Origin of the sequence: Candidatus Methanocrinis alkalitolerans (assembly GCF_029167205.1) — an archaeon.
Lineage (GTDB): Archaea > Halobacteriota > Methanosarcinia > Methanotrichales > Methanotrichaceae > Methanocrinis > Methanocrinis alkalitolerans.
This window is the reverse complement of sequence record NZ_JARFPL010000021.1, coordinates 1-19,466: the sequence shown is the minus strand read 5'-3', so window position 1 is coordinate 19,466 and position 19,466 is coordinate 1. Positions and strand designations below refer to the sequence as shown.

Annotated in this window: 21 protein-coding genes; 7 read left to right on the top strand and 14 right to left on the bottom strand. The window is 61.0% G+C overall.

What is annotated here, in order from left to right; translation table 11 throughout:
* Window positions 1–535: 535 nt before the first annotated feature.
* The gene (gltA, locus tag P0O24_RS07785; RefSeq protein WP_316969183.1) at window positions 536–1,972 is read left to right on the top strand and encodes an NADPH-dependent glutamate synthase; all 1,437 of its coding nucleotides are present in this window, start codon (window positions 536–538) and stop codon (window positions 1,970–1,972) included.
* Between the two features lie 168 nt (window positions 1,973–2,140).
* Window positions 2,141–2,929 carry a formate/nitrite transporter family protein gene (locus P0O24_RS07780; protein WP_316969182.1) on the top strand — a complete coding sequence of 263 codons (789 nt, stop codon included), beginning with the start codon at window positions 2,141–2,143 and terminating at the stop codon, window positions 2,927–2,929.
* A gap of 145 nt (window positions 2,930–3,074) precedes the next feature.
* Here P0O24_RS07780 and P0O24_RS07775 read toward each other — a convergent pair whose 3' ends face one another.
* Entirely contained in the window at window positions 3,075–3,419 is a 345-nt protein-coding gene (locus tag P0O24_RS07775) for a hypothetical protein (protein ID WP_316969181.1), read from the bottom strand.
* A 288-nt stretch (window positions 3,420–3,707) separates the two neighbouring features.
* On the opposite strand from P0O24_RS07775, the gene P0O24_RS07770 reads away from it, so the two are divergent.
* Window positions 3,708–4,226, top strand: a complete 519-nt coding sequence (locus P0O24_RS07770) for a M48 metallopeptidase family protein (protein ID WP_316969180.1) — start codon at window positions 3,708–3,710, stop codon at window positions 4,224–4,226.
* On the opposite strand, the gene P0O24_RS07765 is transcribed toward P0O24_RS07770, so the two are convergent.
* Entirely contained in the window at window positions 4,207–4,416 is a 210-nt protein-coding gene (locus tag P0O24_RS07765; protein ID WP_316969179.1) for a TOBE domain-containing protein, read from the bottom strand. The two genes, P0O24_RS07770 and P0O24_RS07765, sit on opposite strands and share 20 nt — an antisense overlap.
* A 147-nt stretch (window positions 4,417–4,563) precedes the next feature.
* Between P0O24_RS07765 and P0O24_RS07760 the strand changes: the two genes are divergently transcribed.
* Entirely contained in the window at window positions 4,564–5,022 is a 459-nt protein-coding gene (locus P0O24_RS07760) for a hypothetical protein (RefSeq protein WP_316969178.1), read from the top strand.
* On the opposite strand, the gene P0O24_RS07755 is transcribed toward P0O24_RS07760, so the two are convergent.
* The 12 genes from P0O24_RS07755 to P0O24_RS07700 all read right to left on the bottom strand — a co-directional run bounded on the left by P0O24_RS07755 (window position 4,958) and on the right by P0O24_RS07700 (window position 13,420).
* Window positions 4,958–5,269, bottom strand: a complete 312-nt coding sequence (locus P0O24_RS07755; protein WP_316969177.1) for a Dph6-related ATP pyrophosphatase — start codon at window positions 5,267–5,269, stop codon at window positions 4,958–4,960. The genes P0O24_RS07760 and P0O24_RS07755 overlap by 65 nt on opposite strands.
* Window positions 5,223–5,576 (bottom strand): hypothetical protein, encoded by a 354-nt coding sequence (locus tag P0O24_RS07750; RefSeq protein ID WP_316969176.1) that lies wholly within the window; start codon window positions 5,574–5,576, stop codon window positions 5,223–5,225. Before P0O24_RS07750 ends, P0O24_RS07755 begins: the two co-directional genes overlap by 47 nt.
* Window positions 5,561–5,704: a hypothetical protein gene (locus tag P0O24_RS07745; RefSeq protein WP_316969175.1), complete on the bottom strand. Its 144-nt coding sequence runs from the start codon at window positions 5,702–5,704 to the stop codon at window positions 5,561–5,563. The genes P0O24_RS07750 and P0O24_RS07745 overlap by 16 nt, the downstream gene beginning before the upstream one ends.
* Window positions 5,701–6,174 carry a hypothetical protein gene (locus tag P0O24_RS07740; protein ID WP_316969174.1) on the bottom strand — a complete coding sequence of 158 codons (474 nt, stop codon included), beginning with the start codon at window positions 6,172–6,174 and terminating at the stop codon, window positions 5,701–5,703. Before P0O24_RS07740 ends, P0O24_RS07745 begins: the two co-directional genes overlap by 4 nt.
* Before the next feature lie 112 nt (window positions 6,175–6,286).
* Complete coding sequence (locus P0O24_RS07735; protein WP_316969173.1) at window positions 6,287–7,186, bottom strand: LolA-like protein; 900 nt, start codon at window positions 7,184–7,186, stop codon at window positions 6,287–6,289.
* An 87-nt stretch (window positions 7,187–7,273) separates the two neighbouring features.
* Window positions 7,274–8,191, bottom strand: coding sequence for a phosphoribosylaminoimidazolesuccinocarboxamide synthase (locus tag P0O24_RS07730; RefSeq protein ID WP_316969172.1), 918 nt, complete (start codon window positions 8,189–8,191; stop codon window positions 7,274–7,276).
* Between the two features lie 352 nt (window positions 8,192–8,543).
* Window positions 8,544–9,143, bottom strand: coding sequence for a hypothetical protein (locus P0O24_RS07725; protein ID WP_316969171.1), 600 nt, complete (start codon window positions 9,141–9,143; stop codon window positions 8,544–8,546).
* Between the two features lie 118 nt (window positions 9,144–9,261).
* Complete coding sequence (locus tag P0O24_RS07720) at window positions 9,262–9,846, bottom strand: hypothetical protein (RefSeq protein WP_316969170.1); 585 nt, start codon at window positions 9,844–9,846, stop codon at window positions 9,262–9,264.
* A 78-nt stretch (window positions 9,847–9,924) separates the two neighbouring features.
* Window positions 9,925–10,566, bottom strand: a complete 642-nt coding sequence (locus tag P0O24_RS07715) for a hypothetical protein (protein WP_316969169.1) — start codon at window positions 10,564–10,566, stop codon at window positions 9,925–9,927.
* Between the two features lie 100 nt (window positions 10,567–10,666).
* Window positions 10,667–11,359 carry a hypothetical protein gene (locus P0O24_RS07710; RefSeq protein WP_316969168.1) on the bottom strand — a complete coding sequence of 231 codons (693 nt, stop codon included), beginning with the start codon at window positions 11,357–11,359 and terminating at the stop codon, window positions 10,667–10,669.
* Between the two features lie 82 nt (window positions 11,360–11,441).
* Complete coding sequence (locus tag P0O24_RS07705) at window positions 11,442–12,590, bottom strand: radical SAM/SPASM domain-containing protein (protein ID WP_316969167.1); 1,149 nt, start codon at window positions 12,588–12,590, stop codon at window positions 11,442–11,444.
* Window positions 12,563–13,420 (bottom strand): polyprenyl synthetase family protein, encoded by an 858-nt coding sequence (locus tag P0O24_RS07700; RefSeq protein ID WP_316969166.1) that lies wholly within the window; start codon window positions 13,418–13,420, stop codon window positions 12,563–12,565. The genes P0O24_RS07705 and P0O24_RS07700 overlap by 28 nt, the downstream gene beginning before the upstream one ends.
* Window positions 13,421–13,707: 287 nt before the next feature.
* On the opposite strand from P0O24_RS07700, the gene P0O24_RS07695 reads away from it, so the two are divergent.
* The 3 genes from P0O24_RS07695 to P0O24_RS07685 all read left to right on the top strand — a co-directional run bounded on the left by P0O24_RS07695 (window position 13,708) and on the right by P0O24_RS07685 (window position 18,931).
* Entirely contained in the window at window positions 13,708–15,234 is a 1,527-nt protein-coding gene (locus tag P0O24_RS07695; RefSeq protein WP_316969165.1) for a laminin B domain-containing protein, read from the top strand.
* A gap of 121 nt (window positions 15,235–15,355) precedes the next feature.
* A complete protein-coding gene (locus P0O24_RS07690; RefSeq protein WP_316969164.1) occupies window positions 15,356–17,410 on the top strand; it encodes a hypothetical protein in 2,055 nt (684 codons plus the stop codon).
* An 87-nt stretch (window positions 17,411–17,497) separates the two neighbouring features.
* On the top strand, window positions 17,498–18,931 hold the full coding sequence (locus P0O24_RS07685; protein WP_316969163.1) for a C45 family autoproteolytic acyltransferase/hydolase: 1,434 nt from the start codon (window positions 17,498–17,500) through the stop codon (window positions 18,929–18,931).
* Window positions 18,932–19,466: the final 535 nt, after the last annotated feature.

The window sequence follows — 19,466 nt, the reverse complement described above, 5'->3', positions numbered from 1 at the left end:
TCATCGGTTAAGAGAAGAATCGCGATGAGGCAGCGATCTCGGTAGCAAGTACGGTGAGATTGGCTTGGTCAAAGAGGCTACAGCAAGTCAGTCTTGAAATCGGATCAAATCTAGATGACGCATAATTCGTGTGAAAAATGGAAATATTGTGTAGCTTAAACTCCTTAACCGATGACCCATGCATTCCGATCTTATGGCGGTGTTCCAGATCATTCCTGGGGCAGCTTCACCGGAGGTGGACCGTCGGGAGTTAATAAACCGAATAAAATTATATAATTATCTGGAGGGGCGTCTGGTCCGGCTGAAAGGGCAGAAGAGCGAGCCGAAAAGATTTAAATATTGAGGCATAGGTTGAACTCCAAAGCCCATCGCAGAGGATATACCGATGGCGGGCAGACTCCGGTTGAGGTGCAGACGTCGGCATTTCATCGATACGTCCGCCTCACAGATCCCGGCTCCGACCGCAGACTATTGCGGCGGGGGGACTGGGCCAATCGAAGAGCCGCAGAACATCAAAAAACCGAAGCGGGATACGATGTCTGATAAAAAGAAGCTGAACCTCAATCGGGTTTCAATGCCCAAGCAGTCTCCTGAGGAGAGACGGAAGAACTTCCTCGAGGTGGCTTGTGGCTATACCGAAGAGCAGGCCGAAAAAGAGGCCGATAGATGCCTCCAGTGCAAAAAGCCCAGATGCATCGAAGGCTGTCCTGTGGGGATAGATATCCCGGCTTTCATTGAGGCCGTAAGGGGTGGCGAGATGGAGGATGCCGTCAGGATCATCAAAGATAAGAACAGCCTCCCCGGCATCTGCGGAAGGGTATGCCCCCAGGAGGTCCAGTGCGAGGAGAGGTGCGTTCTGGGCAAGAAGGGCGCACCCGTAGCCATCGGCCGTCTTGAGAGGTTCGTGGCAGACTGGGAGGGGAGCTGCGACCTTCCTAAAGAGGGAGGCACCGGCCCGGGGGGAGTTGGCAAGGCGAAGCCGTCGGGCAAAAAGGTGGCCGTCGTGGGGGCGGGGCCTGCGGGCCTCACCGCAGCCGCCGATCTCGCCAAGAGGGGCCACCGGGTCACCGTCTTTGAGGCGCTCCATGACGCCGGGGGGGTCCTGATATACGGGATCCCGGAGTTTCGCCTCCCCAAAGATATCGTCCGCTGCGAGGTCGATTACGTCAAGAGCCTGGGGGTCAATTTCGAGCTCGACTCTGTGGTGGGAAGGCTCCTTCAGGTCGACGAGCTCCTGGATGGGGAGTTTGACGCCGTCTTCCTCGGGATCGGCGCAGGGGCGCCCCGTTTTCTCAACATCCCCGGCGAGAACCTCAACGGAGTCTACTCCGCCAACGAGTATCTGACGAGGGTAAACCTGATGAAGGCCTACAGGTTCCCCGAGTACGACACCCCCATAAGACAGGGGAAGAAGGTGGCAGTCGTCGGCGGCGGAAACGTCGCCATGGACGCCGCGAGGTGCGCCGTGAGGCTCGGCGCCGAGGAGGTCCACGTCGTCTACCGCCGGTCCGAGGCGGAGATGCCGGCGAGGCTCGAGGAGATCGAGAACGCCAAAGAAGAGGGAGTGATCTTCGACTTTCTGACCAACCCCACCAGGATGCTGGGAGACGACCGGGGCAGGGTCGCCGGGATGGAGGTGGTCAATATGGTCCTGGGGAAGCCGGACGATAGCGGAAGGCGCAGGCCCATCGTCGAAGCCGGCTCTGAACATATAATGGACGTTGAGACGGTCATCATAGCCGTGGGGACGATACCCAACCCCCTCGTCCCGAAGAACACCCCCGATCTTGAGACGACCAGATGGGGGACGCTCGTCGTCGACGACGCCGGGAGGACGACCCGGGAGGGGGTCTGGGCCGGCGGCGACATCACCACCGGCGGTGCGACGGTCATCAGCGCCATGGGAGCCGGGAAGAAGGCGGCGGAGGATATCGACCGGTGGCTGCGAGAGGACGGACCTTGGCCGAGGTGACCACGCCCCGGCCGGAGGATCTCCAGCGGCTCGCAAGAGTGGTCGGCGAAGGGCCGCATCTCGGCCAGCCCCTCTTCAAGGGGATGGTCGCGGGATCGAAGAAGGCCGCGTCCGACTCATTTTTCGTAAGCTGTCAATTCATTACATAGATTCATGGGAGAAAGATCGATGGGATTTAAATCACCAAAAGAGACGACATGCTCCGTCGACAACATCGGCTGCAGCAAGGTCGAGATGGCATCCGGACCGCTCCTGGCTCTCAGCTTTTTGGCAGGCGCCTTCATCGCCTTCGGGGGACTGCTCGCAGTCGTCGTCGGAGGCGGGGTTCCCGGCCTACTAGCCGAGAACCCGGGGCTACAGAAGTTCGTATTCGGAGCCGTCTTCCCCGTGGGGCTCATCCTCGTCGTTGTCGCCGGAGCTGAGCTCTTTACCGGCAATACCGCCTGCTGCGTTCCGGCGGTCCTCTCAAAGAAGGCCTCCTGGTTGGGGCTATCGAGAAACTGGACGGTATCTTATTTTGGAAACTTCCTCGGCTCGATATTCGTGGTATTCTTCCTGACGTACATCACCGGCCTATTGGCCGCCGATCCATGGCATGGGACGATCACAGGGATAGCCGAGGCGAAGGTCGCTCAGGATTTCTGGCCCCTCTTCTTCAAGGGGGTGGGATGCAACTGGCTCGTCTGCCTCTCGGTCTGGCTTGCCATCGCCTCCGATGACGTCGTCAGCAAAGTTTTGGGGATATGGTTTCCGATTATGGCCTTCGTGGCCATCGGCTTTGAGCACAGCATCGCCAACATGTTCTTCATCCCCTCGGGGATCATGTACGGGGCGAGCGTCACCTGGACCGAGTTCTTCGTCGTCAACCTGATCCCCGTAACCCTGGGCAACATCGTCGGAGGGGCGCTCTTCGTCGGCGGGATCTACTGGTACGTATACAGCCTGCCGAAGCGATAGGAAAATTTTCTTCGGACCGGGAGGTCTCTGGGGGCCAAAACCCCCGCCCCCATCTTCGGCCCGTCGTTCCCTTTTTTTAGTAGGATTTTGCGTCTTTTGATCGATAGGTCTCGATCTTTCTATCCGCCGTCGATCTATCGTCGATCTATCGTCGATTTATCGTCGATTCCCTGATGGTCATCACGTTCTCACAGCAGCCGTCGCCGGTGCACATCATCGTCCCGTACCTCTGGGTGCATCGAGGGTTCAAATTCTCCACCGCGGATCTCAGGTAGGCTGAGCACGTCCTCGATAGCTCCCCGGGGTCCCGCCCCACAGCTTCCGCCTCCCGGAGGAGGGGGCAAGTGGTGATCTTCATCACTAGCCTCTCATCCGACGAGTCGGAGACCTCCCAGTCGAAGTTCGGGCCGAAGATGACGTTCGATACCACGCAGAAGAGCTCGTCGATCTCCGACGCGCCCTTAAATAGTCTAGTCTCAACAGGTCCCATGATCCAGCGCCTCGCAGCTACATTTCCGCCGGATAGGACTTGTATTTAGTTGAGATCTTTTCACAAATTATATGATAAGTTAAGAACCTTTCATAAACGACGGAGGCGGGCGATATCTCCCGATTCGAGGGATGGATCATTCTCCCTTAACCGTTGATGTTAATGGTGGCCCGGGGATCGGAGGAGATCGGAGGCGGGAAAAGAAGCCTCCCGGATCTCTCGCGGTGGAAGCCAGTACTCCGAAAGAGATTCATACCATAACATCGATGGATAAGTGGAGATGTCAGTATGGAAGTGATCGTCAAGAGGTCCAAGAGTCGCAAGAAGACCGTCCAGGCGAGGATGGTCGACGGCGACCTCCTGGTGATGGCGCCGGCCGCCATCTCCGATCGGGAGCTCGCCGAGCACGTCTCCCGCCTCCGGGCGAGGATGGAGAGGAGGCTTTGCCCCCGGGACGACTCCCACCTCGAAAGGAGGGCCGACCACCTCAACGGGAAGTACTTCGGCGGCCTCCTCCGCTGGGAGGGGATATGCTACTCCGACCGGCAGATGAAGAGGTTTGGGAGCTGCACCCTCGAGGACGGGACGATCAGGATCAGCTCCCGGCTGAGGGACGCACCCCAGTGGGTCGAGGACTACGTCGTCGTCCACGAGCTCGCCCATCTCATCGAGCCGAGCCACAACCGGAGGTTCAAGGAGCTGGTGGGCCGCTATCCTCTGACGGAGAGGGCGATCGGCTTTCTAATAGCCCTCGACTTGATGGAGCGGCGAAAGGGGAGGGAGGGCCTCACTCCAGAGCTATCATGACGCTCGTCGCCTTGACCACCACCGAGACCTCTTTTCCCTCCGAGAGACCCAGCTCCTCGGCGGACCTCCTGGTGACGACGGATACGATCTCCTCCCCGCCGGATAGCTCCACCACAACCTCGGCGCTGACGACGCCGAGGGTCACCGCCTTGACCCTGCCAGAGAGGACGTTCCTTGCGCTTATCTGCATCTGATATCACCTCCTTCAATTATGTGATATCGAACTTTTTAAAGATTCCGATCTCACCGGCCCCGAGGGTATCGATCCCCCCTCCGGCCGGGGGATAGCGGATGGTATCGAAGAAGAAGAGGCTCTGAAAAAAGAGGGGCCTCCAAGATGGGAGATGCGATCGTCCCCATCACCTCTCTATGCCTCCTCGGGAGCCGTACCGGCGAGACCGACCCGATAGACGGAAAGCCTTTAGATGATCGCAGAACCGGGCCCGCATATGCGGCCGCCGAGAGGATGGAGATAGACCTCTCGGCGACTGTCGGTGCGGGGAGGAGGAGGAGAGACGGGACGGTCACCGCCCCGCCGGCGAGCCTCCCGCCGGAGTTGAAACGCTCCCGGAATACGACGACGATGCCGAGGCAGACCGCGACGCCGAAGAAGGCCTCCCGGAGGGCGCGGGCGGCGCTCCGCCAGGGGAGGGCCCCGCGATCAGGGGGCTTTCATCTTCATGGCGGCGGCCTCATGGGGATGGTCCAGGGGAAGATCTGGAGGCTATCTTTCACAGGGCCCCTTTCTCCTCGACGGCAAACTCCTTTATATCGAGGAACCGGACAGCTCCCCTAGAGATGGCCTCTCCCTCCTCGATCACGAGCCTCCTTTTGAAGATCGGGCCGTCGAGGACGAACGTATGAAACTCACCATTCTCGCCACAGGGGTCGATTGCGGGGTCGAGGGCTTTCAGGTCCGCGACGAAGCTTCTATCGATCCGGCGGCCGAGCCACTCGTCTCCCAGGAGGCCGGAGCGGACGCCGACGACGACCGCCTCAAAGCCGGCTTCGAGGAGCTCCCCGATGACCTCCTCCGAATTCATATTCCAGATCGGCATCAAGCCCTCGATCGCAAGGCTGGCGCAGATCCGCTCCACCAGGGGGGGCGTGGGTCCTTATGCGGCCGAAGACGGCGGAGGAGATCTTTGCGCCCCTCTTCCTGTCGACCTCGTCGATGGCGCGGACGGCCCGCTTGAACTCCTCCTCGTAGGACGAAAAGCCGGTCCTTATGAGGGGCAACCCCAGGGAATCGGCCTGGGCCGCCAGGAGGTCGGGGTTGATTTCGTGGGCCCCCTCCCGGCCTCTATTCCAGAAAGATAGGAGGTACCTGACCTTCACCCCCGCTTCCATCGCCTTGTAGGCCGCAAGGCAGCCGTCCTTACCTCCCGTCCAGGAGACGACGGCTCTCCGCAGCCTGCCGCCTCCCCTTCGTCATGAGAGAGTTCGTGGGAGGATATCTCGGCGATCTTCTTCCTCATTGCGACCTCCCTCTGCTTCCTTCTCCACCTCCACATCCTCCCAGGGCCGCGACTATCCGGGAGTCCAGGGCCGCGGCCCTCTTCCGCAGAGCCTCGTCCTCCGCCTCCATCAGCCGGGCTGCGTCCCTCCGGAGGGGGCCGATCAATAGCTCCGTCCCCTCCCGGTGGAGGGCAGTCGCCTCCCCGACGATCTCCTCCAGCCGGGCGAGCCTCCTCCAGAGGGTCCTCTCAGATCCCAGGGCGTCGATTAGGTTCGATACGGCGGCGGCCGCCTTCTGGCCGTGGTCCGTCAGGGTGAGCCTTCTGATCCTCCCCTCAGGCGCCGAGGCTACGAGCCCTTCTCTCTCCATCTCGGCGAGGATCTTGAGGGTATGGGGGACGGTGGAGTCGATCTCTTTGGCGACGGCGGAGGCGTAGGCGGTTTCGAGGTCCCGGATTGCGAGGAGGGCCCGGGCCGGCTTATCCCTCAAAAAAAAGAACGCTACATCCCCTTTCATATCATCATGTCACCCTCTTAAGCCATCGAGGGGAGACGTGCGAGGGGCGAAAGAGGGGTGAGTGACCTCGTCCCCACCCTCCCCTTCACCCCTCTGGGAAGGCTTCATCCTCCTCCGCTGGGATCTCCGGCTGGAGGACGGGAGCTCCCCTCGCCCCCTCCGGGAGGACGACGACGACGGGCTCGTGGTAGCCGCCAAACCTCCTCACCTCCAGGGTCTCAAACCGGATCTGGAGGTCCTCGGGGCTATCGGGGGGGACCCTCAGGACTCCGGGCCCCGCGGTATATACGGTGGTTATCCTGCTCTCGGCGGGGAGGAACGTTTCCCGGGATATCCAGACCGTCCACTCCAGCTTTGACCCCTCCGCAAAGAGGCCCATCATGTCGATCATCAGGGGAAGGCGGGGGTTGACGGAGCTGATCTGCCCCAGCATGATGCCGTAGGCGGTGTCGTCGTCTGGCGTCACCTTCAGCCTGTACTGGTCCAGGCCGTCCCTTCTCTCAGCCCCCTCGATGGCGACGTCGGACCTATCGATCATCTCCAGGAGGTGGGCCATCTGGTCGATCTTCTCGATACCGCGGGCCGGATCGGGCTGGAAGAGGCCGATCCACTCGTTCCCCATCTTCTGGTAGAGCGTCCCTTTCAGGATGTAGACCTCGATCTCGTCCTCCGCGACCCTCTCTCCGGCGAGGTCGGTCCTCCTGGAGACGGAGACCTCCTTCGAGGAGAGGTCGGTGAGGTTTATCTCCCCCATCCACCGGAGGGAGACCCTCTCCCCCTCCAGGGAGTCCTGGCGGTCGAAGTTGAAGAACTCGACCTTCTGGTCCATCATGATCTCGAACCGATAGGCTGCGAGATCTCCGACCGCCTCCGCCATCCTCTCCCGGACCTCCTCCTCCTCCTCCCCCGGCCCCCGATCTTCGCCGATGCAGCCGGCGAAGGCCGCCGCCGCCAGGGCGATGAAAAGCACCGTCCGTTTATCCATCTCCCCCACCCCGATCTTCAGGCATCCAGCCGAATGGTCCGATATACAGTTCGAAGCGCAGTTCCAAGTCCCCATCTTCTCCAGCCTTCAACGGCCGTAGCTCTCAAACCTCTCTCCGGTGATCATCTCAAAGAGCCTGATGTAGATCTCCCTCGCCTCGCCTATCACCTCGGCGGGGAGGGAGGGTATATCGGGCTCTGCCTCTCCTCTCTCCCGGGCTGAGTAGAGCCGGTCCTTGTACCCCGTCCTCCTGTAGTGCTGCCGTACGAACTCCTTGGATAGGTCGAGAAACTCTCCCTCCTCGTACTTCGCCTTATCCCAGAAACGGTCCTCGTCGGCGGTGCCGAAGACATCGACGATCATGATCCTCCTCTCCTCATCGAAGGCGAACTCCTTCTTCCCGTCGACGTGGATGAGCCCCCTGGGCTCCACCTCTCTTCTGATATCCTCGTCGATCTTGAGGACCGTCTCGCAGATCGTATCGTACTCATCCTTCGAGAGCCCCGAGATCTCCAGCGCCTCTCTCTTATCGAGGAGCCTATCGATCCTCTCGAGCTTCGTCGAGACCTCTATGAACGGTTCGGGGAGGCGCTCGCCGTACTCGATCCTCCTGCCCCTCGGAAATCCCAGATCCTCGGGCTGGACCTTCCCTTCACCGAGCCGATCGTAGATCGAACCCGCCGCATACCACCGGCATATAACCTCCAGGGGGATTAGGTAGTTCTTCGACCCCGGCCCGATCCTCTCCGGCTCGATGACGTCCACCTTCTTGACCAGCATCCCGTTGGGGGGGAGGAACTCTTCGAAGTGGGTGGCGATCCCCATCCTCTTCGCCCTTGTAAACCAGTGGACGCCCTCTCTGCAGAGCGTCTCCCCCTTCTGGGGGATGAGGCTTGGTATCACCTTGTCGAAGACGGATATCTTGTCGGTGAACCGAAACTCCAGCACCCGGCCGAGGTCGTAGACCTCCTTGACCGAGCCCATCCTCAAAGGCTTCCGTTCCATCGTCCACCCCATCTCCTGGAGGATGGATAACTCTTTTGCTGCCGGGCCGGAGGGCTGCCGGAGGAGAAGATCCCGGAAGATCGCCGGAGGATGCCCTACCGTCCGACCGTCAAAGTCAAACTGGCGGCGGCGCACCCCGCAGCAAGCTGCGGGGCATGATTCGCGCCGCCGCCTTTGTATCTTGATTTATAGGTCGCCCCCCCATCATGTTTAACAATTCTGTTACATAAAATTATCTTTGAATGTGAGACCACAGCAATTGTTTTTCGGTTATATTCTCATCCCCGCAGCAGAGCTGCGGGGTATTCGATAAAAATGAAATGGCTGCGGGGGGCGAAACCCCCGTAGATCTTCAGGAGAATGGGGATCTGTCCACCCTCCCCGAGATGAGGCCGCCGTCGGACCCCATCATCTCGTAGCTACCCCGGACCGACCCCAGACCTCCCTTCAGATCGAGGAGGTAGAGGCGGGAGCCGTCCTGGGGCACGAGCTTGAGGATGAGCCCCTCGTCTGAAGCGGTCCCGCACGCACCGACCCCGCTCTTCGATCCCGCGATGGTCAGGTTCCCAGAACCGAAGACGACGTCTCCGGACCGGATCAGGGAGAGGTCAACCCTTCCGGTGACCCCCCCGGTGAGGACGAGGTCCAACCTTCCCTCTCCGAGAGCGGCTCCTTCCACCTCTTCTTCCGTCTCTCCCGCATCTGTAACGTTCTCATCGGTCCCGTCCATGGGACCGGTCTCTTCGAGATTCGCCGTCCCATCCTCTTCAGTCCCGGCGATCTTCTGCTCCGGCCTCTTCTGCTCTGGCATCCCCAGATCCATCCCGAAGTCGCCGACCCCCAGCCACTCGACGTTATCGACGTAGCGAAGCTTCGGGCAGAGCCCCTCAGCGGCTCCTGGCAGGAGAGCTGCCGCAACCATCGCCAAAATCAACAGGCTTAGCCATCTCATCTTTGTAACTCCCCATCAATACGAACCATCATTTGAAGGCCACCAGATCTTCGAGCCCACGGAAATACCTTTTGGGCTTCCTCCGGCCCAAGGCCGCCCCGGACCCGACGACGAGCCCCTAGAAGCCCCCCTGCGAGAGGGGCGACCGGGGAGGCGGTACATCCCCCAAGGCAGCGGCTTTGTATCCGGTGGCGGTGCCGAAACCCATCCGGACAGCTGGCGAGTAGACCGCGTAGCCGCCGCTGGCGGGGCTCGTCAAAAGGCTCAGCCTGACCCTGAAAAGAGAGGGATAGCCGACGGTGACCAGCCAGAGATCCAGCTGGCTCTGCCCCACGTATCCCGCCGCCGTCACCAGCCGGGTTCCGGTTCGAGAGGTCATCGCCCCCTCCCCGAAGACCTCGCCGTCAGCCTGGTGGAGCGTCACCTCCGCCCACATGGTATCCTCCCCCTCAAAAGAGATGGTCCAGACTCCGGCGACGTCTGCCATAGGCTGCCCCGGCGGTGAAGGCTGGATCCATCCGGTGCCGTTCTCGCCTGAGAGGTTCATAACCCCTCGGAGGTAGCCTTCGGTGTGATGGACGTCGACGATCCGGAGCCCTCCGATCCCCAGCCATTCGTCGGCCTGCGATCCGTCCCCGACGGCGTTATGGGGGGCCGCCAGGAGGTGAAGGAGGAGGATGATAAAGACCAGAATGATCCTCATAACATGAAACCCCCGTTCGTTTGGATGTTTAAAAATTCAGGGAGGGGTGATTGCCCTCCATCCATCTCAGAGCCGCCCCTAGCTCATGGCGTTTCCGCCCGATATCCCCATCACGACGCTTCCTATGCTGACCGTCCCCGATCCCTCCCGGGGTGCGGACTGGGCTGTCGGATAAAAGCGGCTGCCGTTAATGTTTCCTGCCCAGAAGCCCCCGTCGGAGGTGTAGGCGGTGTAAGTGCCGAAGATCTCGTTTCCGCTCACCGTCGTCCGGAGCCGATACATGCTGTTTCCTCCTACGGTGACCAGGCGGAGGGATAGGCTCGTCCCTTCGGTCGACCCTGCGGCCGTCACCTCCTGGGTGTTGATCCCCGTGGTCATGATCCCCCGTCCGAAGACCTCGTTTCCGTACTGGTAGACGGTGAGGTCGACGGTCCTCTGACCGGCGGTGTCAACGAGTCTGAGGGTCCACCTTCCTGCGACGTTCGACCAGGGAGAGCCCGGGGTCGTCGGCTGCGATGCGGCGCTGCCGTTGGCGACGCCGGGGCTCATCCCGGTGGCGGGGTCGATGTAAAAGAGGGACTCTCCTTTGAATGCCTCCCCAACGTCAGACCTGATCTGACTTCCGGAGAGATCGTCGAGGTCGAGATCTTCAGACGCTGCTGGAGAGGCGATCGCCGCCAAGAAGATCAGCGCCACCATCCATGCCTTTTTTAATTTCATAAACTTTAAACCTCCATTCATCCTCATCGTGAGGGAGATCTCGCCGGGGAGATCCTCCCGGCTTTTCCATTACGATCCTCCCCTTTTATCTCCATCACCGTCAATCGATCTTCGATCCGGTGACGTTTCCAGACCAGGTCGACCCGTCGGACCCGTAAGCGGTGTAGATGCCGGTGGCGATATCTCCGACCAGAGAGAGATCGAACCTGTAAAGGGCGATGGAGTCGAGGGTTACGAGGTCGAGCTTCATCTCATCTCCGGCCACGGTCCCGCTGGCGGCACCCTGGCTGGCGGAGCTCCCCGCCGAAGGCGGCAGGTTCAACCAGTCGATCATAGAGTCTATCCCCCGGTCCTCGGAGGAGCCGGATCCTGTCGAGGCTCCAGACGGGCCCAAAACCCCTTTGCCGAAGACGATCTCACCCCTCTGATAGAGGGCGAGGTCAAAAGACCTGACGGCATCCTCCACCAGCGCGAAAGACCACCTCCCCGAGAAGTCGGAGGGCTCTAGGCTCGCCGACCCGTCTCCGGCAGGAGGCTGAGCGGTGGCGGACGTCCCGCCGATGTTGTAGACCTGCCGCTCGGCGGGAGCCGCCGGAAAGGTGGCGATGCCGCCGTCGCTGGCGTTGGCGGCGTCCTTCTGACCGCCGCTACCGGCCTTAGCCAGGTACTCGGCGGTGTGGTGCACGTCGGCGATCCCCAAATTTCCTGCGAGCCAGTCGGCAGCGACTTGGCCGGTGGAGAAGATGGTTATGGCTACGGCCAGATATAACAGAGTTGATTTGCTGTTTTTCATATATTTTAACCCCCGTTCCCAGCAGATGAACTTCACGGTATAAAATCGTTTTGTTCCCGCAAAACGGGAGCAATAGAGATGGTCATCCGGTCTTGAAGATGGACGGGTGGGCCCGCCTGAACTCCTCGTCCTTCATCATGCATCCTTGGGGCTTTCCCCGGAACCACCGGTCCCGGCCCATCTCTCTCCATATATCCGCAAGGCTCATCTCCCGGACGTTCCCGAAGGGGATCGGCATGTAGGCGCAAGGGAGAACGTCTCCGGAGGCGTCGACGTGAAGCCACCTCCTCCCGGCGAAGCAGCCGAAGATCTCGGGGGATAGGAGGTGGGGGAGGGCGGTGACCTTGGGCCCCTCGGGGAGGCGGTTCTTCTCGAGTTGGAACCTGCTGAGCCGGTCTATGTCGCCTCTGCTGAGAACCTCGTCGGCGTGGTCCGACCACCTCCCTACGGCGACGATCTCGTAGAGGGATAGCTCGTGGACCGAGAGCTCCGCTGCCATGTTGTAAGCGTCCTCCAGATCGTCGATGTTCATGGGGGATGTCACCATGAAGAGGTCCACAAGAAGCCCTCCGGCAAGACCGTTTTTTATCCCCGAGAGGGCGTCGGAGAAGGCGCCCTTCCTACCACGAAACCGGTCGTGCTCCGCTGGATGAGGGCTATCGATGCTCACCCTCACGGCGTAGAGGCCGGCGGCCTTCAGTTCTTTTGCGAGCTTCTCGGTGAGGCCAAAGCCGCTGGTGAAGGAGGCGGAGATCGCCCGATCGTCCACTTTTGCCACGAGGTCGGGGAGGTCGCGCCTGGTCATCGGCTCGCCACCGTCGAAGGTGATCATGTAGGAGCCCAGGTCCAGCCCCTCTCCGATCACCCTTTCGATATCCCCGGAGCTCAAGACCTCCCCAGTCCTCGACGGGGCGCTGCAGTGGATGCAGTCGTTGGGGCACGCCCGGATGACAGCGATGGAGACCTGGTCCGGGACCCTCCTCCAGGTCATGGCCGCCACCTGGGAGGAGATCATCCGATCGAAGGCGGGGCCGGGGGCCGGGGGGATCCAGGTGGAGAATATTATCCGGTCTGGCTCTGAGCTTATCGGCTTCTCACCGGAGAAGGTCTCGTTGATCTTCTTCATGACGGGACCTGCGACCCTCGATAGAGGGCCTTTCGCCCGGAAGACGATCTTGCCGCCTTCCGTCTCGGCCTCGATCTTCAGCAGCGGTCTTTCAGCGACTTGCATTCTTCTCCCCACCTGTCGACGATGCTTCCGAGCCTCTCCTTGATCTCTTCGTCGCCGCCGGCCTCGGCGAGCGCCTCCTTGGCGGCGCGGCAGTGGTCCCGGATCGCCTCGGAGCAGAGGGCGACGGTACTCTCAGCCGAGTGATTCCTCCTGTATATGACGGGGAGGGTGACGGAGCTCTTCTCCGACGATTTGCCCTTCTCCATCCCCAGAAACTCGTTGAGGTCGTCGGCGACCTGATATGCGAGGCCCAGGTGCGTCCCGTACCTCTCGAAGAGGGCGACGTCTTCGCCGGAGGCGCCCGCGATCATGCATCCGATCTTCGAGGATGCGGATATGAGGGAGGCAGTCTTCTTGGATATGCAGAGGTAGTAATCTTCGGGCCCTTTCCTCATCTCCAGGTCCAGCATCTCCCCCTCGGACATATCCATGCAGGCGGCGGAGAAGGCCTCGATCACCTCCCGGCTGTAGCCGGAGAAGAGGCCGATGGACCTGGATATCAGGTAGTCGCCGCAGAGGAGGGCAGCCTCCATCCCGTACTTATGAAATGCAGACGCACCGCCCCTCCGTTCCGTCCCGCCGTCGAGGATGTCGTCGTGGACGAGGGAGGCGGCGTGGACGAGCTCCATCGCGAGGGCGGCGTTCAAAGACCTCCTGGGTTCGCAGCCGAAGGCCTCCGACGATAGGATGAGGATTAGGGGGCGGACCCTCTTGCCGGGGGATCTGAGGACGTACCTTATAACCTCCCCCAGCCCCGAGGCGGGGAGCCTCTCCGTAAGCTCGACGAGCCCCCCGTCGATCAGATCATACTCGTCCCAGGCTTCGAACATCTCAGGGGAGGTTTGCCGGGTCCATATTTAGTTGTTGCGAAACAGGACCGACGGCTGCGCCTTTACAAACGACGGTTCATACGAGCCTCTCCAAATATCTCCCCCGTTTTATCAGAACAATCCACCACCCATCTTCCTGCGGATGCGAAGGATGAAACGGCCGCATGACCAGGATATCTTCGAATTAAAGCCCCCGAAGTTTCTCCAGGAAACGAAAAAGATATTATACTTTATCTGCAGAAGTTCCGTTGCGCTTCATCTGCAGAAGTTCCACCGGGGATGCGTATATGAAAGAAATTTTGGCTCTATCTTCGGCTCTGCTCCTCCTTCTCGGGTCGCCGGGCTCTGCCGAGGCTCAAAGATGCGGATTCGACGAGGGTGACCAGGGGTGGTACTCTGAGGGGGGCCGCCTCTCTTGGCAGCGGTTTGGAGGAGATCCGGGGGGCTTCCTCCAGGCGGAACCGTCGGGAGGCGACCACAGCTACAGATCCCCGAGATCCTGGTCCGGCGACTGGAGCAGCCGAGTCGGAGGGCAGCTCAGCTACCGCGATAGGCTGGTGGCCGCCGACGAACCGATGAACGAAGGTGGGATGATATCGATCCACGCCTCCGACGGGACGGTCCTCTCCACCTCCACCCCCCCTCCCGAGAGGTTCTGGACCGTCCGCGAGGTCGTCCTCAACGGCACAAACTTCGGGGTCAGCGAGCCGGAGTTCCGGAGGGCCATGAGGTCGGTGGCACAGATCAGGATCTCTTATGCGGGGACGGGAAAGAGGTCCATCGTCGGCCTCGACGAGGTCGCCATTGTGCCGCCCTCGGGGCTGTATTTGGCCTCCAGCTTCGATGATGGGGACGGCGGATGGAGGCCGGAGGGGGACGCCTCTTTCTCCTGGATGGAGGAGGGGGGAAAAGGCGGCGGTTTTCTCGTCGGCAGAGATCTTGGGGACGGGAGTACCTGGCGATTCTCCTCGCCCCGGTCCTGGTCCGGGGACTGGACGCCTTACATTGGAGGGGTCTTGAGCTTCGACCTGAAGATGATCGACTCGAGGAAGGGCGGACCTTACGAGGCTGAGATGGTCGTCATCGTCGGGACCGACGGATCGGAGGTCTCCGTCTCCCCTTCGTCCCCCTACTATTCGGAGGAGATGCCGGCTGCCATCTGGACCCATCGGCGCCTCCCCCTCACAGCTTCGGCCTTTGGGGCGACAGAAGAGGCGTTCGGAAGGGTGATGAGGTCGGTGGACCGGATCTCGATCAGGGGCGAGTACTCCGATAGATCCGACGCCGAGGGGATCGACAACGTCATCGTATCTCTGCCGGTCAAAAGCGACATCGTCTCCACCTTCGATCTCGGGGACGAGGGGTGGAGGGCGGGGAAGGACGCCACCCTCTCCTGGAGGGAGGAGGGAGGAAACCCCGGAGGCTTCCTCCTGGGCGAGGATCAGGGGTCAGGCCAGACGTGGTACTACGTCTCTCCCGCCTCCTGGTCCGGGGACTGGACCGATTACATTGGGGGAACTCTCCGCTTCGATCTCGTGGAGATAGATTCAGGCAACGGCAGCCCCACCTTCGGGGACGTCGTCCGGATATACGGCAGGGACGGATCTTACCTCTCTTGGTCCGGCGACCCTCCCGGGGGAAGCTGGACCCGCCGGCAGGTCCCCCTTGTCCCGTCGTCCTTCAAAGAGATGGGAGGGAGCTTCGAGGCGGTGATGAGAGCAGTATCGGAGGTCTGGATCAGGGGGGAGTACAGCAACATGAGGGACGTCGGGGGCCTCGACAACGTCGTAGTCACCCTGGGGCCCGATGAGTAGGGTGAGGGCGGCGATCTCTTCGGTCTGTAGGGGCTGTCCCCTTCGCGCCCCTCCCAGCCCGGCCCGAGCGGCCCCCTCCCCCCGCAAAGTTTTTGGCACTTCCCGGGCAGTTGTATCCGATATGATGGGAACGATCCGAAGATCAGCCCTCAGACTGATCTGCACCACTTTCGTCTTTTTGACTTTGATGACAGCGGGGTACGGTCTGATGGACCCCCTGGAGCCCGACAGCGTCCTTGGGGACGCCACGTGGATGACCACAGGCGGTTCGGCCTCGGGGACGATATACCCGGCAAGGGACGTGGACTATCGCGGCTTTGAGATCTCAAGCCCCGGGATCCTGGAGGTGAAATTGAACTCGGTCCCCGAAGAGATGAGGGCGAGGATCGACCTCTACGGCAAAAACTTCAACTTCATCACCAGGAAAGACGCCTCAAACCCCGGGGACCTGGTCACCCTGACCTTGGATCTCGCGAACCCGGGGAGTTATTATGTCGGGATCCTCGACCTGGAGGGCAAGTCCCACGATACCGGGTACACCTTCGATCTGTCCTTTGATCCCGTCGTAGACGTAAACGAGCCGAACGGCGAGGCGGGGGACGCCGCAGAAATGGGGTTTGGCGATCTCATCTCGGGATACATCTTCCCGAAGGGGGACGCTGACATCTTCAAGGTCTATGTAATCGGCTCCGGGATTCTGGAGGTGAAGGCCGAATCCGTACCGGAGGATATGAGGGCGAGGATCGACCTCTACGGCAAAAACTTCAACTTCATCACCAGGGTCGATGCATCAAACCCCGGAGACCTGGTGACCCTGAAGCATGACATCGTCAATCCTTATAGCTGGTATCCGGTATCTTACTACATCGGGATCACTGACCTGGCGGGAGGCTCCTACAACGTCCCATACTCCTTCAAAGCGGACTTTGAGCCGGTGGTCGACGAGAACGAGCCGAACGGCGAGATCGGGATTGCTACCTCCATAGACTTCGGCGATCAAGTAGAGGGATACATCTTCTCCAAGGGGGACGTAGACTTCTTCAAGTTCGAGGCCTCCAGCCCCGGAGTCCTGGAGGTGAAGACGGCATCCGTCCCCGAGGAGATGAGGACGAGGATCGATCTCTACGGCAAGAGCTTCAACTTCATCACCAGGAAAGACGCCTCAAACCCCGGGGATAAGACGACCCTCAGTTTTGACGTAAAGAACCCAGGGGTATATCATATCGGGATCGTCGACCTGGCGGGCGGCTCCCATAAGGTCCCCTACGCCTTTGAGGCCTCCTTCGAGGCTGTGGTGGACGGAAACGAGCCGAAGAGCGAGATAGGGGACGCCGCCCCCATCAGCCCCGGCGAGGCCGTTGGGGGGACGATCTTCCCGGCGGGGGACGCGGACTTCTACAAGCTCTGGATGGACGGCCCCGGAACTCTGGAGGCGAAGCTCGAATCCGTCCCCGAAGATATGAGGGCGAGGATCGACCTCTACGGCAAGAACTTCAACTTCATCACCAGGGCGGACGCCTCAAACCCCGGCGACCTGGCCGCCCTCAAATATGAGGCTCCCGGACCCGGCTGGTACTACATCGGGATCGTCGACCTGGCGGGTAACTCCCACAACATAGGCTACACCTTGCGGACCGTCGGCGTCGGCGGGGGCGCCGAGGTGAGCGGTTCTGTTCCGACAAAGAACGGAGCCGCAGGAACGGAGGCGGGAGAGGCCAAAGTGGTTCCTGATGGCGCGGCCAGCGGGACGACGGCGGCCTCTTATCGAGAGGCGACCCTCACCCATTCGGGGTTTGACTTCTCCGAAGGGACCACCGGCGAATATCCCTCCTATGATGGAGAGATCATAACCTGGCAGCCCAGCGCCGAAGATCACCCCGATTATCCCCGAGATAGCGGCCACCTCTGGTGGAGGAACACCCATCTCGACGATCTCAGCTTCTCGAGCCAGACCAGGGATATGGGACCGGTCGATCTCGCCTCGGTCCGCAGCGTCCCTGCGGAATGGGACGAGTCGCCCCTGGTGCCACCTCTCCTCGTCGGCCATACCATAGTCGCCAGGTGCTACGACGGCTACGTCAAGTTCCACGTGATATCGGTGGATCCAGAGGCCGAGGAGGTCCTGGTCAGGTACTTCCACACCCCTCGCGCCACCTTCGCCGATGGCGCGAGCTGAGAGGACTATGGATAGTTTGCAGGGGAGATAAGATGGATAATGGGGCCGATCCGATGGCGCAGATATCACGATCGAGAAGGGGCAGATATGATAAGGGATGAGATCCTGAAGAAGGCGAGGCTTCAAGAGGTGAGGGGGGTCAGAATCTTGCGCCTCGCTGGCGACCCTTACGAGATGGGCTACCAGCATGGCCGCCTCCTCTCGGCCGAGATAGACCTGATGGTGGATACGACGCTTCCGGCCACAGCAGCCTACGTCGCCGCCCAGACCGGCTCCGACATAGGCCGGGCGGAGGAGGTCCTCTGGACCGGACAGAGGCTGGCGGAACCTTTTCTTCCGAAGGGGCTCAGAGAGGAGATGGTGGGGATCGCCGACGGCGTCCGGGACGGCGGGGGGAGGGCCACCCTCGAAGAGATCCTCCTCTGGAACACCAACTACGATCAGTGGTGCATCTACTGCCATCCCAATTACTGGAACTGCGACGGTCCCGACGGCAGAGAGGGGCCAGAGCCCGTTGCTTCGAAGATCCCCGGCAGGGGGGCAGCCGGGGGCGGATGCAGCAGCTTCTCCGCCTGGGACGAGGCCGCCGGGGGCGACGGCGAGCTGATCTTCGGGAAGAACGAGGACAACTTCAACATGCCCGGCCAGCTCGCAAACCGGATGATGGTGGTCGCCGACCCCGACGACGGCTTCGGCCACGCCTTCATGACATACCCGGGGATGATCGGCCTCGACGGTGGCGTCAACGAGGCGGGCTTCGAGATGATGACCCAGCTTTCCTCGATGCAGCACGAGTCGATGGACGGCTGCGGCATCGTCGTCTTCACCCGCCTCCTCCTCGCCTCCGCGAGGAGCATCGAGGACGCCATCGATATCTTCCGGGAGCGGCCCCGCTGTGCCGGGATCGCCTACCACGTCGCCGACGGCGGAGCAAGAGAGGCGGCGGTCGTCGAGACCTCCGCCAAGAGGGTCGCCGTCCGCCGCCCGATGGAGGGGGTCGATGCCCTCTGGCAGACGAACCACTCCAACTGCTACCCCGGCTGGATGGGCTACTCCGGCTACAACATGGTGAGGGACCAGGCCCCCGTCAACGATCTTCTCGACGTATCCACCATCGAGAGGTGGCAAGCCGCCCTCCGAGACCCCTACAACTTCTCCGTCCAGGCCCCCAGTCGGTTTGAGAGGTACAGCCAGCTGATCCACGAACATTACGGAGGCATCACCCCTGAGGTCGCCGTCGAGATCCTATCCGACCGCTACGACCCCTACACCAGGATGACCAGGCCGGAGGGCTTTGCCTCCTGGACGAACAACATCCTCTGCACCATATGCGCCCTCTACCCCGACTTCGCCTATCGGGCGAGGGAGCCCCTGGGAGCCTTCAGGGCCCACATCGCCAACATGTGGTCCCTCGTCGCCCTCCCCGCCACCGGGGACCTGTGGCTGGCGATCCGGGGCTTTCCCGCCCAGGATGGTGGCTACGAGCATTTCAACCTCTTCGACCTCCTCGGCCGGAGGTGACGGCTGACTCTTCGAAATCTGGGAAAGAAGGCGACTAGAAAGGGATCGAGATCTGCCGGCGTATCTGCGGGGGGAGGGGTCCCCCGCCTCCCGATCATGAGCTATCGGGAGCGAGATCCTTGAGGGGTGATGGGTCCTGCCGCAGAATGGCCGGACCCTCGCCGAGGAGATCCCCGGCGCGGAGCTCCGGGTGATCGTGGGGGCGGAATGCTTTTCGGGATCGGCCATCCGGAGGAGAGGGTAGCGGGGTTTCGTGAAGGGAATGGGGTCGTGAGGATTGGAGAGTTTGGGGGGGGCTTCGATAACAATAATTGCCCTCCTCATTGGATATTGATTCGCTTGATATAATAAGAATTGTGATATTTCTGCTACAGAGGACCGTTCAATGACACGGGATCCTTATCATAAATCCGGCATTTCGCATTAACGGTTTGAACGCTCATTAATTTTCCTGCTATCGATTTTTTGAGAATAGATATCAATCGACTCTGTATAGAGATCAAATAAGGCCAGCTTCATAAAGAATAAGAATATA

Coding starts and splice junctions, on each gene's coding strand:
- gltA (WP_316969183.1), top strand. CDS start 536: ATGTCTGATAAAAAGAAGCTGAACCTCAATCGGGTTTCAATGCCCAAG.
- P0O24_RS07780 (WP_316969182.1), top strand. CDS start 2,141: ATGGGATTTAAATCACCAAAAGAGACGACATGCTCCGTCGACAACATC.
- P0O24_RS07775 (WP_316969181.1), bottom strand. CDS start 3,419: ATGGGACCTGTTGAGACTAGACTATTTAAGGGCGCGTCGGAGATCGAC.
- P0O24_RS07770 (WP_316969180.1), top strand. CDS start 3,708: ATGGAAGTGATCGTCAAGAGGTCCAAGAGTCGCAAGAAGACCGTCCAG.
- P0O24_RS07765 (WP_316969179.1), bottom strand. CDS start 4,416: ATGCAGATAAGCGCAAGGAACGTCCTCTCTGGCAGGGTCAAGGCGGTG.
- P0O24_RS07760 (WP_316969178.1), top strand. CDS start 4,564: ATGGGAGATGCGATCGTCCCCATCACCTCTCTATGCCTCCTCGGGAGC.
- P0O24_RS07755 (WP_316969177.1), bottom strand. CDS start 5,269: ATGAATTCGGAGGAGGTCATCGGGGAGCTCCTCGAAGCCGGCTTTGAG.
- P0O24_RS07750 (WP_316969176.1), bottom strand. CDS start 5,576: ATGGAAGCGGGGGTGAAGGTCAGGTACCTCCTATCTTTCTGGAATAGA.
- P0O24_RS07745 (WP_316969175.1), bottom strand. CDS start 5,704: ATGAGGAAGAAGATCGCCGAGATATCCTCCCACGAACTCTCTCATGAC.
- P0O24_RS07735 (WP_316969173.1), bottom strand. CDS start 7,186: ATGGATAAACGGACGGTGCTTTTCATCGCCCTGGCGGCGGCGGCCTTC.
- P0O24_RS07730 (WP_316969172.1), bottom strand. CDS start 8,191: ATGGAACGGAAGCCTTTGAGGATGGGCTCGGTCAAGGAGGTCTACGAC.
- P0O24_RS07725 (WP_316969171.1), bottom strand. CDS start 9,143: ATGAGATGGCTAAGCCTGTTGATTTTGGCGATGGTTGCGGCAGCTCTC.
- P0O24_RS07720 (WP_316969170.1), bottom strand. CDS start 9,846: ATGAGGATCATTCTGGTCTTTATCATCCTCCTCCTTCACCTCCTGGCG.
- P0O24_RS07715 (WP_316969169.1), bottom strand. CDS start 10,566: ATGAAATTAAAAAAGGCATGGATGGTGGCGCTGATCTTCTTGGCGGCG.
- P0O24_RS07710 (WP_316969168.1), bottom strand. CDS start 11,359: ATGAAAAACAGCAAATCAACTCTGTTATATCTGGCCGTAGCCATAACC.
- P0O24_RS07705 (WP_316969167.1), bottom strand. CDS start 12,590: ATGCAAGTCGCTGAAAGACCGCTGCTGAAGATCGAGGCCGAGACGGAA.
- P0O24_RS07700 (WP_316969166.1), bottom strand. CDS start 13,420: ATGTTCGAAGCCTGGGACGAGTATGATCTGATCGACGGGGGGCTCGTC.
- P0O24_RS07695 (WP_316969165.1), top strand. CDS start 13,708: ATGAAAGAAATTTTGGCTCTATCTTCGGCTCTGCTCCTCCTTCTCGGG.
- P0O24_RS07690 (WP_316969164.1), top strand. CDS start 15,356: ATGATGGGAACGATCCGAAGATCAGCCCTCAGACTGATCTGCACCACT.
- P0O24_RS07685 (WP_316969163.1), top strand. CDS start 17,498: ATGATAAGGGATGAGATCCTGAAGAAGGCGAGGCTTCAAGAGGTGAGG.